The 14,465-nt window shown below is 33.0% G+C and carries 14 protein-coding genes; 4 read left to right on the top strand and 10 right to left on the bottom strand.

What is annotated here, in order from left to right; genetic code table 11:
* On the top strand, positions 1-219 hold a 219-nt coding region (locus BM183_RS11140; RefSeq protein WP_139221480.1), incomplete at its 5' end, for a transposase.
* Positions 220-758: 539 nt separating this feature from the next.
* Here the strand turns inward: BM183_RS11140 and BM183_RS11135 are convergent.
* The 7 genes from BM183_RS11135 to argS all read right to left on the bottom strand — a co-directional run bounded on the left by BM183_RS11135 (position 759) and on the right by argS (position 9,368).
* The gene (locus tag BM183_RS11135) at positions 759-1,520 is read right to left on the bottom strand and encodes a hypothetical protein (RefSeq protein WP_091686963.1); all 762 of its coding nucleotides are present in this window, start codon (positions 1,518-1,520) and stop codon (positions 759-761) included.
* Positions 1,521-1,535: 15 nt separating this feature from the next.
* The gene (locus BM183_RS11130; RefSeq protein WP_091686962.1) at positions 1,536-2,225 is read right to left on the bottom strand and encodes an ABC transporter ATP-binding protein; all 690 of its coding nucleotides are present in this window, start codon (positions 2,223-2,225) and stop codon (positions 1,536-1,538) included.
* Between the two features lie 157 nt (positions 2,226-2,382).
* Positions 2,383-2,748, bottom strand: a complete 366-nt coding sequence (locus BM183_RS11125) for a GntR family transcriptional regulator (RefSeq protein WP_170847969.1) — start codon at positions 2,746-2,748, stop codon at positions 2,383-2,385.
* A 209-nt stretch (positions 2,749-2,957) separates the two neighbouring features.
* Positions 2,958-3,539, bottom strand: a complete 582-nt coding sequence (locus BM183_RS11120; protein WP_091686960.1) for a Fur family transcriptional regulator — start codon at positions 3,537-3,539, stop codon at positions 2,958-2,960.
* A 162-nt stretch (positions 3,540-3,701) separates the two neighbouring features.
* The gene (locus tag BM183_RS11115; protein ID WP_091686959.1) at positions 3,702-5,027 is read right to left on the bottom strand and encodes an ATP-binding protein; all 1,326 of its coding nucleotides are present in this window, start codon (positions 5,025-5,027) and stop codon (positions 3,702-3,704) included.
* Positions 5,028-5,228: 201 nt separating this feature from the next.
* Positions 5,229-7,487 (bottom strand): methyl-accepting chemotaxis protein, encoded by a 2,259-nt coding sequence (locus tag BM183_RS11110; protein WP_091686958.1) that lies wholly within the window; start codon positions 7,485-7,487, stop codon positions 5,229-5,231.
* Between the two features lie 108 nt (positions 7,488-7,595).
* Complete coding sequence (argS, locus tag BM183_RS11105) at positions 7,596-9,368, bottom strand: arginine--tRNA ligase (RefSeq protein ID WP_091686957.1); 1,773 nt, start codon at positions 9,366-9,368, stop codon at positions 7,596-7,598.
* A 306-nt stretch (positions 9,369-9,674) separates the two neighbouring features.
* Here argS and BM183_RS11100 point away from each other — a divergent pair, with 306 nt between their 5' ends.
* The 3 genes from BM183_RS11100 (at position 9,675) to BM183_RS11090 (ending at position 11,669) form a co-directional block, all read left to right on the top strand.
* Entirely contained in the window at positions 9,675-10,598 is a 924-nt protein-coding gene (locus BM183_RS11100) for a helix-turn-helix domain-containing protein (RefSeq protein ID WP_091686956.1), read from the top strand.
* A gap of 116 nt (positions 10,599-10,714) precedes the next feature.
* On the top strand, positions 10,715-10,954 hold the full coding sequence (locus tag BM183_RS11095) for a ribonuclease HII (protein ID WP_091686955.1): 240 nt from the start codon (positions 10,715-10,717) through the stop codon (positions 10,952-10,954).
* A gap of 91 nt (positions 10,955-11,045) precedes the next feature.
* A complete protein-coding gene (locus BM183_RS11090) occupies positions 11,046-11,669 on the top strand; it encodes an HAD family hydrolase (RefSeq protein ID WP_091686954.1) in 624 nt (207 codons plus the stop codon).
* 77 nt (positions 11,670-11,746) lie between these two features.
* Here BM183_RS11090 and BM183_RS11085 read toward each other — a convergent pair whose 3' ends face one another.
* The 3 genes from BM183_RS11085 to BM183_RS11075 all read right to left on the bottom strand — a co-directional run bounded on the left by BM183_RS11085 (position 11,747) and on the right by BM183_RS11075 (position 14,367).
* On the bottom strand, positions 11,747-12,847 hold the full coding sequence (locus BM183_RS11085; RefSeq protein WP_091686953.1) for a GerMN domain-containing protein: 1,101 nt from the start codon (positions 12,845-12,847) through the stop codon (positions 11,747-11,749).
* Positions 12,848-13,096: 249 nt separating this feature from the next.
* Entirely contained in the window at positions 13,097-13,279 is a 183-nt protein-coding gene (locus tag BM183_RS11080) for a PspC domain-containing protein (RefSeq protein WP_091686952.1), read from the bottom strand.
* A 197-nt stretch (positions 13,280-13,476) separates the two neighbouring features.
* The gene (locus tag BM183_RS11075) at positions 13,477-14,367 is read right to left on the bottom strand and encodes a GGDEF domain-containing protein (protein ID WP_091686951.1); all 891 of its coding nucleotides are present in this window, start codon (positions 14,365-14,367) and stop codon (positions 13,477-13,479) included.
* Positions 14,368-14,465: the final 98 nt, after the last annotated feature.

Raw genomic sequence — 14,465 nt, 5'->3', positions numbered from 1 at the left:
TGGATAAAAACAGCCGAATCATCGGGTATTACCGAATTTGAGAAATGTGCATCTACATATCGAAATTGGTCAAAAGAGATATTGAATGCGTTTAAATATGGGCTCACAAATGGACCAACAGAAGGATTTAATAACAAAATAAAGGTGCTTAAACGTAACTCTTTTGGAATCAAAAATTTCAGAAGGTTCCGAACCAGAATTTTACATTGTACTAGATAATTTTAAAGAGACTGACACGGAGGTTTATTTCGTGTACCCAAAAACAGATAATTATAAGTAGAATATCAAAAAGGCTCTAATACCAGTTGTAAAGTGGGTTCCAAGGGAACCCACCCCAAAACTTGACAAAGAGCCCTTTTTACTCACTGATAAATATCCAAGTTCTATAAATACAAAAAAGAACCTGAATGAACTGAATTCCAGATGCAGGTAATAAACCAACATTTGGAATGCACTTCATTCAGGTTCTTTTTGAATAACACCTTATTTATCTAAGGTATTTAAACATTGGGCAGTTTCTTTAATCTGAACTATCTGAAATTCTGATTTTTATCTTATGATTTTTTTCATAACTTACCATTTGAATCCTGTTAAGTAAGAGCTTTTATTTACTTAGCAGGATAATATTTCCTAGTTACTTTTCCTTTTCCTAACATGATACCAATGAATACTATAAATGATAGGAATAAGAAGACGATTTTTTTCATAAGGCACCTACTTTCTGATTTATCATAAAGTTAAATTGCTACCAAACTGATTTAAACACTGACTTTCTTCTCAAGCATCCAGGAAGTTCCCACATAGGTAATGATTGTGAAGCAAAGCATATATAAACTTTCAAGCATATAGTACATGGACAAGTTGCTAAGATTGTTTATATCGTACACTCTACCAAGTCCCATATTCACTATTTCACCAAACACATAATTTATTGCAATAAATATCAGGAAACTTACCAAACCTTTTAATTTAAAGTTTGCTAGGAAGGTAGTACTTAATGTGATGGAGAAAAAAGCAACAGTAATTACGCTGATCCAAGCTGTAATAATTACAGCAACCACTCCAATAATATCCTGTAATTGGATATTTAACGAAAATACTTCTTGTAAAAATTGATTAATCATTTCTTTTAAAAGTTCTAACTGATTAAATTTACCAACTAAAACAGCAATATCTAAAAAGTATACTAAAAAGAAAGCAATACCTGCTAATATGATTTGAATGGCTGCCGCTAAAACTTTAGCACCTACAATACTGTAACTGGTATGGGGTGTTAAAAACAGCATATAACTGCATTTTTGCTTCAAATCATTGCTGAAAGTAATAATAGCTTCAAATGCCATGAAAAACAGTGCTCCAAAAGTAAATACGGCTAAAATTCCCATGGAAGTACCTATAACATTATTATTATCTGTTACAATACCAAAGAAGAAAAACAATTGAATTAAGCCTACTAATAAAAGAATAACCATTTTTGAAAAAGCTTGTTTTCTAAATTCATATTTCATTAATTTTAACATTACCATTTCCCCCTATTACGCATATATTTCTTTATAAAGTTCTACAATTGATTTGCCATGTTTTACTCTTAGGTCTTCTGCTTCACCCATCAGAGCAATATTTCCGTTTTTTACAAAGATAGCATTATCAATTATCTTCTCCAATTCGTCAACTAAATGGCTGGAAATAAGAAGTGTAACATCATCTTTAGCAGCTTCTAATATGGTGGTTACTATCTTATCTCTTGCTATAATATCAATGCCGTTCAAAGGTTCATCCAGCATATATAACTCTGCTTTTCTTGCAAGAGTTGCAGCAATTTTTAACTTAGCTGCTAGACCGGAGGATAATGTCTTTGATTTATCCTTCATATTTAATTCCATACGGTCAATTAATTCTTCGTAACGTTTTTCATCGAAGTCTTCAAAGAAATCTTTGTAGTATTTACCTACGTCAGCAACTGTCATATAGTTATAGAAAAATGGTTCTGTTGACATGTAAGCGATTCTCTCCTTTGTAACAGGCCCTATTTGATTTCCTTTATAAGTAATGGTTCCACTGGTTGGCTTTACCAATCCTGCTGCTATCTTCATGAATGTTGTTTTACCACTGCCGTTTGGTCCAAGCAGTGCATATATTTTACCCTGATCGATATCAAAGCTGATGCCGTTTACGGCTGTTTTACTGTAATACTTTTTTACTAAATCTTTGCATTGTAATACCATAATTTTTACTCTCCTGTCCTATTATAAATTTATTTATATATAAGCCATTAAGAATATAAAAAGAATTCTTAATGATAATTGCTCTTTTGAGTCAATTTTTATACAGAAAAACTCTGTTATTTTACATTTATTTACTTATCGGAATTGCCTATACTTATTAGAACGATTTTGCATCATACTTTACTTCAATTATTTTAATAATTTCTTCCTTTTTAAATCCAAGATCTTTCATTCCTGCTATAAAATTGTCTAATAAGGTACCTGCCATTTCCTCTCGAATGGATTTTAGCTTCTCCTCATCCATTGTAACATAGGTTCCTAACCCTCTTTTGGTAAAGCAAACCTCTTCCCCTTCCAATTCTTTATATATTCGATTGGCAGTGTTGGGATTTATCTGGTATTTTAATGCCAAATCCCTGCCGGAAGGAAGTTTCTCCCCCAGTTGAATTACACCCGTCACAATATCTTTCTTAATATCAGCAATGACCTGAATGTAGATTGGAATGTTATTATCAAATTCCATGTTCAACCTCCTTTCAATATGTACTTAATCATTAGTGAACTAGTTACATAGTACACTAACATTTTAATGCTGTCAATACTTATTTATAAAATTATTAATTTTTTATTCTGTTGGATTATAGTTCTCTTAGAAACAGTAATCCCTCCGTTTATATAAAACAAAAAACAGTTATAAAACAAAGACATTACATACTTTGTTTTATAACTGCTTTATTTACAAACAGAATCTGCTATATTTTTTGAGTTCTCTGTACTTTTCAAATTTAAATTTGAATTTCTGCAATGATATTTGCAATTAGTTTTGTTACACTGACAGCCTTTACATACATGACCATCATAACTATTTTCTTTCCGCTGCTTTTGATTCTTGACTACGATGGACAGATTGGCTAAATTTTGTACACCTGCCTCCCATAAAGTTCTCTTAAGGCCCTCAAACCAATCTCCCTTTTTTAAGGCTATAGTTTTACCCGTATTCTCATCAACAAATAAAATTTCTTCTTCCGCTGAAGCAGGAAGATTATCATATTCCAGATTATATAATTTATTTCTATTGATGACTCCCAACTCTTCCAGAGTATTTATCATACGATAAACCGTAGCAATTCCTACAGAAGAATCCTCTTTTACTGCTTTATAATAAATCTCTTTACAACTGGAATATTCATCTTCCAATATAATATCCAATAATAATCTTCTTTGAGAGGTAATACGAAATCCATTAGCTCTAAGATGTTCCAGTATCCTTTCTTTTCTGGAAAGCTTATGGGATAATGGTACCTTTTTATCCATTTATGATCACCTCTTTCTATTTTGCGAATGGTTATCATTTAGTTTATTTTATATTTAAAAATTTCTTTTGTCAATAACCTTATGCTGTTACCGATTATAAAACCTCTAATAATAGCGGGTACATAAAAGCATCTTACAGTCATATTAACCGGGGAATTAGGCTTATAATTTGATTTGGCCGGCTAAGTAATTGATAAATTGCTGGGCAGTTCTGCCGGATTTACCTCCATGACTTAATTCCCATATATTTGCTTTAGCACACAATTCTTCTTCCGATAACTCCAGATCAGGAATTTGTTTGGCAAGGCCTTTTACTATTTCAAAATATTCTTTCTGAGTGGGTGAAGAAAAATTAATGGATATTCCAAATCTTGCAACAAGAGATAATTTTTCCTGCATTGTATCAGAATGGTGAAGCTCATCTTTTGACATATCGGAACGGTCACTCCAGGTCTCTCTGATTATATGCCTGCGGTTTGATGTAGCGTATATAAGTACATTATCCGGCTTGATTTCAAGTCCTCCCTCAATAACAGCTTTTAAATATTTATACTCAATCTCGAATTCTTCAAAAGAAAGATCATCCATGAATATAATAAATTTGTAATTTCTGTTCTTGATCTGGTTAATCACCCCTGACAGGTCTTCAAATTGGTGTTTGTAGATTTCAATTACCCGTAGTCCTCTGTTATAATATCCGTTTAAAATAGCTTTTACACTGGTAGATTTACCGGTACCGCTGTCACCAAAGAGTAATACATTATTCGCTTTTCTGCCTTCTACAAAAGCTTCTGTATTATCCACCAGCTTTTTCTTCTGAATTTCATAGCCAATCAAATCATCTAAATGTATATCAGAGGTATTGGTAATTGGATATATTACCAGCTGATTGTCTTTACGATGAATACGGAAAGCTTTGTTTAAGCCAAATTTACCAACGCCGTAATCCCTGTAAAAAGTGGTGACAATATGAAAGATTTCATCCTCGTTCTTTGCCTGTTCAATTTGCGTACTTAATAATTTAACTTTTTCACTTACGCTTCTATTGTATCTCTTACCGTTTTTTACTACAGCTTGGTAATTCTCTATAATGCTAAAACAGTTGATTCCTAATTCTTTCTCAATTTCACTAAAGTCATAATCAAATAATTCTTTAAAAATTTTAAAATCATTTTTTGCAAATTGGTTTACAGTTCCTTCTCTTGCTCCTACTTTTTCACAGGTTATACTGAAGGGATTTTCGTTGGTGGCCAGTATAAAGGCCAAATAATTATGCCAAAGGTTAATATCAAAACCATATTCAGTAGCTAAATTTAAGAGACGGTGAATCTGAACATTTATTAGATAAGTAATTTCTTCTTTATTAATATTACCGTGCTCTCCATTGGAGTTACTTCTTAACTTCTCAATGGCATCTGCCAAAGAATATAATATACTGTCTTCCCCCAAATCACGATAAATTACTAATTTTGATATATTACTTTTCATTTCATCATACTCCTTTTATATGTAATATTAGCTATATTCCATAGTTTAAATACCTTTGCTGAATCACTGAAATATATTTGGGTAATAAAAAATAGGCCGAAGATAATCATTTATTTATCTTCGACCTATTATAACATTTTGAAATTTATGAAACAAGTCTATGTATTTAATATAAAAAATATTTATTCTTTAAAATACACATTATATACGGAAACTATTAATTGCTTCGTTTAGATCCTTCGCATTTTCATTTAATGTTTTTGCTGCTTCATCTAATGCCTTCACCGCGTCAGACTGTACATTAACCGTTTCATCTACAGAAGTGGAAGCTGCTAATGTTTCTTCAGAGATAGCAGATATACTTTCTACAGCACTTAGAGTACCTTCCCTTGCACTATCCATGTTCTTCATGTTTTGTCCAATTGTAGTCAGGTTGCTGATTAATTTCTCTACTCCAGTATTCATATCACGGAATGTTTTGATGGTCTCATCTACAATCTGAGTCTGCATATTAACAATATTCTCAGCTTTCTTAGCCGTGGATACGGTATCCACTGTTTGCTGGCTGATTTCCTGGATTACTTTCTTAATTTCATTAGAAGCCTCCAAGGATTCTTCTGCTAATTTTCTAATTTCATCTGCAACAACTGCAAAGCCCCTGCCCATTTCACCGGCTCTTGCTGCTTCAATGGAAGCATTTAATGAAAGTAAATTAGTCTGGTCAGCAATACCATTGATTACCTGAATTATCTTGCCAATTGCATGGGATTTATTCTCTAATGCAATTACATTATCTACAACATATTTTGTAATACCACTGGTGGCCTCTGACTGTTTTGTTAATTCTTCCATGGTAGTAATACCTTGAGAAATTAAACCTTTCGTTTCATCGGTTACCTTTTCAATTTCTATGATATTTTCATTAACGGTTGTTATCTTTTGAGATAATGCATCCATTTCCAATAAGCAGTTTTGTGAATCATCTGCCTGTCCTGCAATACCCCGTCCGATTTCTTCAATGGCATCGGAGATGTTTGTACTTGCAACTTCAATGGTTCTGGAAGCATCCACAACATGCTCTGAAGAATCAGAAACCAGGCTGCTTACATTTGCTACCTTTTGTATCAGGGCACGGACATTATTAAGCATTTCTGTAATACCATGTCCTAAGGTGGCCAGTTCATCCTTACGTTTTACGAATACCTGAACTGTTAAATCACCTTCCGATATTTGTTTTAAGCTGTAATTAATTTTCTTAAGACTATTACTGATACCACCGGACATAAGCATACCAATGGTAACTGCAATAATACAAGCTATAACTACAATGATCAGGGTAATATTTTTAATATCGTTGGCCTGTTTCATAATATTAGCTTTTGGTACCATACTGCAAAGAGTAATTCCAGTATTACCAATTTTGCTATATAGATATAAATAATCCTGTGAATTGTAAACTACATATTCAGATCCGGATGCTTCTTCCTTTTTTAAACTGTCCTGGAAGAAATCTTTTTGACTGAAACGAAAATCTTTTCCGTCATAATTTTTATCATTTGTTACAATTGTCTTAGCTTCATTATTGTCATCTTTTTCAATTAAGATTTCTCTTCCATCACCGGTAATAATTCCTACAGTACTGCCTTTACCAAGATCAAGATCACTTAAGAAGTTAACTATGCCTTTCATACTAATATCCGTTACAATGCTTCCTTGACCGGAAGCTAAATTATGTATTACGGACAGTGCGTATTTATCAGGACTTAATTCTAATTTACTATCCACCAATGGATGTTCGCCTATCCAATAGGCTTGATTACTTTTACTTTTAAGGACTTTACCCTCTTCTGTTTCTATAAATTCTTCATTAAAACCATCCAAGATCTTCATTTTACTAGTAAACAAAGGAACTTTACTTGGAGTTATAATGTGGATTTCTTCAATAAATGGATCCAAACTTGCTCTGACCATTAAATCATTGCTGACTTCCATTACATAGGATAATCTTGCCTGGGATGTAGTTTTAGCTAGACCCCGTATATAGTATGTAATATCCGAATTACTTACATATTGCAATGCAACAGAATCTACGGAATTAAAAGCAAATTCCATATATTTTGTTGCCATATTAACAGTATTATCTGTTGCCTGCTCATAGTTGGATATTAAACCTTCTGAAGCTTTTAAATAAGAGAAAACACCTAAAACAACAATACACAGTACTGGAATCATAAAGCCTGTAACCAGTTTTTGGCGGATGCCAAAACGTATCTTATCACCAATCTCCATGATTTGTTTGACTTTTTTATTTTCTTTTCTATATTGTTTTTGTTGCAGTTTTCTTTCTTTTTTCTCCTGCTTTGACAATTTAATTTTCGGAGTTTTCTCTTTTTTCTTTTCCCATATCAATTTTTTAGCTTTTACTTTTCTTTCACGTTCTACTTTAGATTTATTCCTCATCTTTTCCCTCCAAAGTTGCTCTTTTGTAATATATTTCAATTATAAACAATATTGGAAACTTTTACAACTATTTTTACAAAATAATTGTTTTTTCGGCAAATATATTTGTTACATTCTATCAGGAGCTTCAAATCCTAATAATTCTATACAGGTTTCTAATATCTCTTGTATAAGTATAATTAACCCGATCCAGGATTGTTGTTTTTCCTTGTTTTCCTCTGCAATAATTTTATTTTCATGATAAAAACTATTAAATGCATTGGCCAATTCATAAATATATTGGCAGATTCTGTGAGGTGCATTATCTTCATATGCATTTATAATTACATCATTAAATTTGGAAGCTTGCAGCATTAAGGTAATTTCACTTTTTATATTAGTAGGAAGTATCGTATTTTCCGTTATTTCAATTTTACCAGTGGATTCTTTATATTTTGCTACTATGGATTTAATTCGAACTATAGTATATAAAATATATGGACCGGTATCTCCTTCAAATGAAATAAATCTGTCAATGTCAAATACATAATCTTTCGAAGCCTGATTGGATAAATCACCGTATTTTAATGCAGCCAAGCCAACCTTTTTGGATATGCTTTTTGCTTCTTCTTCCGGCATTTCACGATTTTCCATCATTTTTTTAAAAACCGCATCGTTAATTTCGTTAATTAAATTTTCAAGGCGCATTACTCCGCCATCTCTTGTTTTAAATGGCTTGCCGTCCTTACCATTCATAGTGCCAAATCCAAGGAAGGTGAGTTTTACATTTTCATCCACTAATTTGGTTTTCTTTGCGCAGCGGAATACCTGTTCAAAATATAATTCCTGTCTTTTGTCTACGATGTATGTGATAGCATCCGGTTGGAATAATTTCATACGTTCTACCATGGTTGCTAAATCGGTAGTATTATATAAAGTAGCACCGTCTGATTTGAGAATCATGCAAGGAGGAATTTCCTTTGTATCTGTTTCTTCCTTAACATCTACAACTAGTGCTCCTTCACTGATTCTGGTATAATTATTTTCTTTTAAATATTGAATCATATCAGGAATATAAGGCTGTGCATCACTTTCCTTCTTCCAAAGATCAAAACTAACATTTAGTTTTTCATAATTTTTCTTTAAATCTGTAACAGAAACATTAAGAATATGATTCCATAATGCCATATAACCTCTATTACCATTTTGTAATAAGAAGGTTGCATTTTTTGCTTCTTCTTTGTATTCCGGATGTGTTTTGGAATATTCATTGGCAGCGGGATAAATCTCTTCTAATTCAGATATGGTAAATGGAGCTTCCTCAGGATATTCTCCTGTATAACTTTCATCAAAGTACACCAGATCCGGCTTTCTTTTCTTTAATTCAGTGATAATTAAGCCCATCTGAAGTCCCCAGTCCCCCAAATGAACATCTCCAATTACGTTATGTCCTGCATATCTGCATATTCTCTTAATACTCTCACCAATAACTGCTGAACGAAGGTGTCCTACATGGAGAGGTTTTGCTACATTGGGTCCGCCATAATCTATTACAATAGTTTTTGGATTGCCGGTCTTTTCAAGACCAAACTGTTCAGCCCTGGTCATTTCATTCAGATAATCAGCAAGAAACTCACTGTTTAAAGAAATGTTAATAAAGCCTGGCATAATAGCCTCTATCTTCTCAAAAGTTTTACTTTCCTTTAGTACTTCTACTACTTCATTGGCTATCATGATTGGGGCTTTCTTATATGCTTTTGCTGCAGAAAGTGCACCATTGCATTGATATTGACATAAATCAGGACGATTGGATAAAGTTACGATTCCATATTGGGGATCATAGCCTTTGGCTTCAAACGCCTGCATTAATTCTTCAGAAATTATAGCGATAATTTTTTTCATAGCTTCCTCCAGTTTATATTAATTCATTTTCTTCAAATACTTTATCATAATTGAACTTGAATGTAAATACTGTATACAGCCCAGACACTGTAACTGTTACACCCATACTGCCTTTTATAAATATACTTATATTGTTTTTTTCTTATAAACTAGTATGAATAAGTATAATAGAATTCATTCAAAAAATAGAAATTGCAGCTCCATGGGGAGAAATTTCCGGACAGGCAGGTATAATAAGAACATCAATCTAAATAATGATTTTCTAAATACCATATGTTAAAATAATAAGAAAAGGGGGACAGACCATTGAAAAACATTTATAGCATAGAATTTCATACGGGAAGTAAAGAAGAATTATTACCTGGTTTTGCATCCGATTTTCCTTACATTGCATCCCGCGTTGAATTGGATAAGTTTATGGGGCGTTTCGTCCCATGGCATTGGCATAAAACCGTAGAATTATTTTATATGGAAAGCGGTGAGCTGGAATATTGCACCCCAAAAGGAAAGATGGTATTTCCCGCTGGTTCCGGTGGAATGGTCAATTCCAATGTGCTTCATATGTCAAGTCCACAGGGGGAATCAGAAAAAAATATTCAGCTCCTTCATATGTTTGACCCTTCTTTCATAGCAGGGCAGCAGGGAAGCCGAATAGAGCAAAAATATGTTACTCCAGTTATCACCGCCTCACAGGTAGAAATCATTGGATTATACCCAGATAATCCGGTACAGGCGAAAGTCTTAGATACAATTCGTGAATCATTTCATCTTTTTGAAAATGATTTAGGATATGAAATAAAATTGCGGGAGACCTTATCCCATATATGGGTACAGCTTTTTGCCATGTCCCGGCATATGTTGGAAGAAAAAGGGGATTATGACAAAACAAATAATAAGATAAAATTGATGCTGGTATATATCCATGAGCATTATGCTGAAAAAATCTCAATTGCAGAAATTGCCGCTGCCGCTTTTTCCAGCCAGCGGGAGTGTTTCCGGATATTTCATGATTGTCTGCACATGACACCAGTAGAATATATCATAAATTACCGCTTAAAAATGGCCTGTCATATGCTAGCAAAAACTCAGGAAACCATTACCTTTATCAGCCATGCCTGCGGATTGGGAAGCAGCAGTTACTTTGGAAAGGTCTTTCGTGAGTATATGGACTGTACACCCATAGAATACCGCCGAAAATGGCAGGATAATGATATAAAAAGGCAGAAATGAGATATTTATTCGAAAAAGATTGCACTATAATGATACCTATAAAGGTGATAGGGCAATCTTGATTATATTTACATTGCAGTCACCACAAAGATTATTTTTTGAATGGAGGGTTTGCAATGATAAAGTTGAATATCTTAAATATGAAGAACTTTTTACAGACGGTAAATGCCTGCTGCGGCGCGGTAAATCTGCTATACCCGGACGGAAAAAAGGAAGACATCAACAAGCATTACGGAATCCAAAACCAGTTACTGCAAAAGTACAGAGAAAATAAGAATTGTCTGCTTCTTTCACTGGATATTCCAACTCCGAAAGATTATATGAGCATTGTATCTTACTATGCCGGAGACTGTTAACAGTTTGCTATAAATATTTCATCATAAAGGGGCCTGACCACTTTGAGGTCAGGCCCTATCCCTTATAGAAAGGAAGTTTAAGGAGACAGAAATGAAGTATAAACAGATTGTCTTTGATGTTGACGGAACATTGATTGATACAGAATATGCAATTTTGTATTCTTTACAGGAAACAATAAAAATTGTGACAGGAAATACCATAGAACTTGATGGGCTGTCTTTTGCATTGGGGATTACCGGAGAAGATGCTTTGGAGAAACTAAATATTACGGATATTCCATATACATTAGCTTTGTGGGATAAAAATATGAGCAAATACAGTGATACAGTCTGTGTTTTTGAGGGCATCCCTGAATTGTTGGACATTCTTACAAAATCCGGCTATCAATTAGGGATTGTAACTTCAAGAACAAGTGAGGAATTAGACCATGATTTCTGCCGATTTGATATTTACAAATATTTTAGCACGATAATCTGTGCTGATGATACGTCTGAGCACAAACCGTCTCCCGCCCCCCTCTTTAAGTACATGGAAGTTTCCAAAACAAACAACCGCGAATTACTCTACATTGGGGACAGCACATATGATATGGAATGTGCAAAAAACGCCAATATTGATTTTGCTTTAGCAAGTTGGGGAAGCAATCTAACAGAAGATATATCTGTAACTTTTAGATTGTCAGGTCCTTTGAGTTTACTTGATATAATTATATAATTCCAGGGATACTTTATAAAATAGAAACGGGCACTTCATAGTGCCCGTTTCCTTATACTTTAAGATTATATATATCATTATTTTTTGACTTTATCATAATTTACTTTAAAGGTTTCACCTTTCTTCATAAGAATATGACCGGATTCATAAGGATTCCCATCAATCGTAATATAAACTTCTTTGGCACCGTAATAATCACCCAATGTATTGGTAATAGACTGTAAAATAAGGACTTCATAACCGGCACCGGCATTCATTTCTGTTATTAATTCTTTGGAAAAATCAACATTAACAATATTATCCTTGCTTAAATAAAGACTGTTAATTCGTGTATTGGTGCTAATAAGAGGTCTGTCATTTTCGTTTTTAATATCTTTAACAGCTTCTTCTAGTTTTATCTTTGTAATATCATTGGTACGAAAACTTATTTCTTTATTTTCTACACGAATAACTTCTTCTACTGTGGGGTAGTAGATTGCGATTGTTTGCTTAAATGGAGTATTGGCATTGATTTTACTTAAAGTAGAAGTTACCTGATAGTCTGTCCCATTGAAAACAGTTTTTACTAATCCCACACCGGGAGCATAGTAATCCACCATTTTCCCGCCCTCTGCTTCTGTGGTAACTTCCAAGGTTTCATAGTCCCCTGATGGAGTAGTAATATCAACTGCCACATTGGAAATATATCTTTTATGATTTCCTGGTATAGTCCACTCTGTACCTTGTTTTAAAGGCTCTTTTAATAAAATCTCAGCTTCACCTTCTGTTTTACCAATCAAGTTCTCTCTATAATAGGCTTCTTCACGTGATAAAACCTGGGTTAATTCTCCCTTTTCATACTTTAATACTTTAACTAATTCTGTTCCACCATCATTTTTTCTTAATTGTATGCTATCTTCATTTATATAATCTGTATATACTACATAGGAAGCATATTCATTTCCTTCCCCTTCGTATACATATTCTGCATCTTCTTTAAAAGGAAAATAATCAGCAATGGTTAGCAGGGTTTTTGGCTCTTCCTTTGTATTATCTGTAGGTTCTGCTGTTGGAGTTGCTGTAACCTCCGGTGTTGTTGGTTTCTGGTCAACATCCCCTGTATTTTTACCCTTATTCTTACATGCTGCCAGAAATAACATGGTAACAATCATGCCAATAATCAATGTAAATTTCTTCATTTTTGTACCTATTACGTGACACATCTGCCTGGGAATGCACTCTGCCCGGGATGCGGCACTGCCACAAAGAATTAAGTTGAAAGAATACTTTTGTGGCAACCTTTCTATATCATATTTTCTTCCAACCTATATGACGAATATAATAATAAAACCTTTCGGCTTTACTATTATATTTCTAAAGAAACTGTAAAACAGTTTCCCATTCACATTTCCTAACAAAATACCATTAGTGGTTTTAAATAATTATATTTATTGTTCCGGAATAATAACTGCAGCTATAATGTAAGCAATAACACCCCAGCCTGTAAATGCAAATATAGTCCATAATAATCTTACAATAGTAGGATCAAGATTTATGTACTCTCCCACTCCGCCGCATACACCGCATAGCATTTTATTATTTCTGGATTTATATAGTTTCTTAGCGTCCATTTTATAATCCTCCTTATTCTATATAACTATACTGTATGTGCTTATTTACAGTATAACACAATTTATGAAATATAAACCTTAAGCTTTCTTAAATATTATCTCCGAAAACTGAAGAATTTTTCATAATTTTAATAAAAAGTTATTTATCTTATTATAAGTGTAAAAAAAGAGCCTCATGGAGGCTCAGGTAATAGTTCTTATTTTGAATTATTATAGATATACTTTCTTTTATCTTCATACATTTTGGTATCAACGTTATCTATTAGTGTTTCATAAGTGTCCGTTTGCGGATCAAATTGATAAATACCAATACTTACTGTAATTTTAAATTTTTTATTATCTCTTGAATAACTATTGCTATTAATGTCATTGGTAATACATTTACAACAACTTTGTACATTCTCATAGGTTTCATTGCAAAAAGCTAATAAAAATTCGTCTCCTCCATACCGGGCTGCCCAGCAATCACGCCCATCTATATGCTTATGTATAATACTGACAATATCTTTAATAACAATATCACCGTAGATATGCCCGTAAGTATCATTTACATTCTTAAAATTATCTATATCGATTAATGCCAATATATAGCTTTCCTTCTTTTCTTTTGCATTTCTTATATCTTCTTTTATTTGTTTATCTATATATTTCTTATTGAATAAGTCCGTAAATGGATCTTTTTCAGAAATGATATTCAATCTGTTAATCAAGTTCCTTAATTCATAATTCTCGTGATGTATACTATCGTGGAAAATCATACTATTTGTAATATCTTTTATTAATTCCAAAACATAAGGTACTTCATTAATAAAAATTGGCAGGGAAATAACAAGAAGGATATTATTTTTAAAATACTGTAATTTAACAATTTGCTTTTGCTCTATAAATGCCTGATGGGATGTGCAGTTGGTACATATTTCATCCTGTTCCCATATAGAATAACACTTTTCTTTGGTTCGGATGACTTTGCCATTTATATATTTGCAAATAGTATGATTGTCTACATAAACAATTCTATTATTATCAAATATTTGATTTAAGGAACTTTCACCTTTTAGCACTGACTCTAAGTCCTTCAAGTTATACATACAGCACCTCCTTGTTAATAGTCATTATATAGTACATACGACATATTAACAAGTTTTTCTTTTAAATTCGACATTAAAAGAGAAGTGCTAAAAATCAC

The organism is Anaerocolumna aminovalerica, from assembly GCF_900115365.1.
GTDB lineage: Bacteria > Bacillota > Clostridia > Lachnospirales > Lachnospiraceae > Anaerocolumna > Anaerocolumna aminovalerica.
This window is presented reverse-complemented; position numbering and strand designations above follow the sequence as displayed.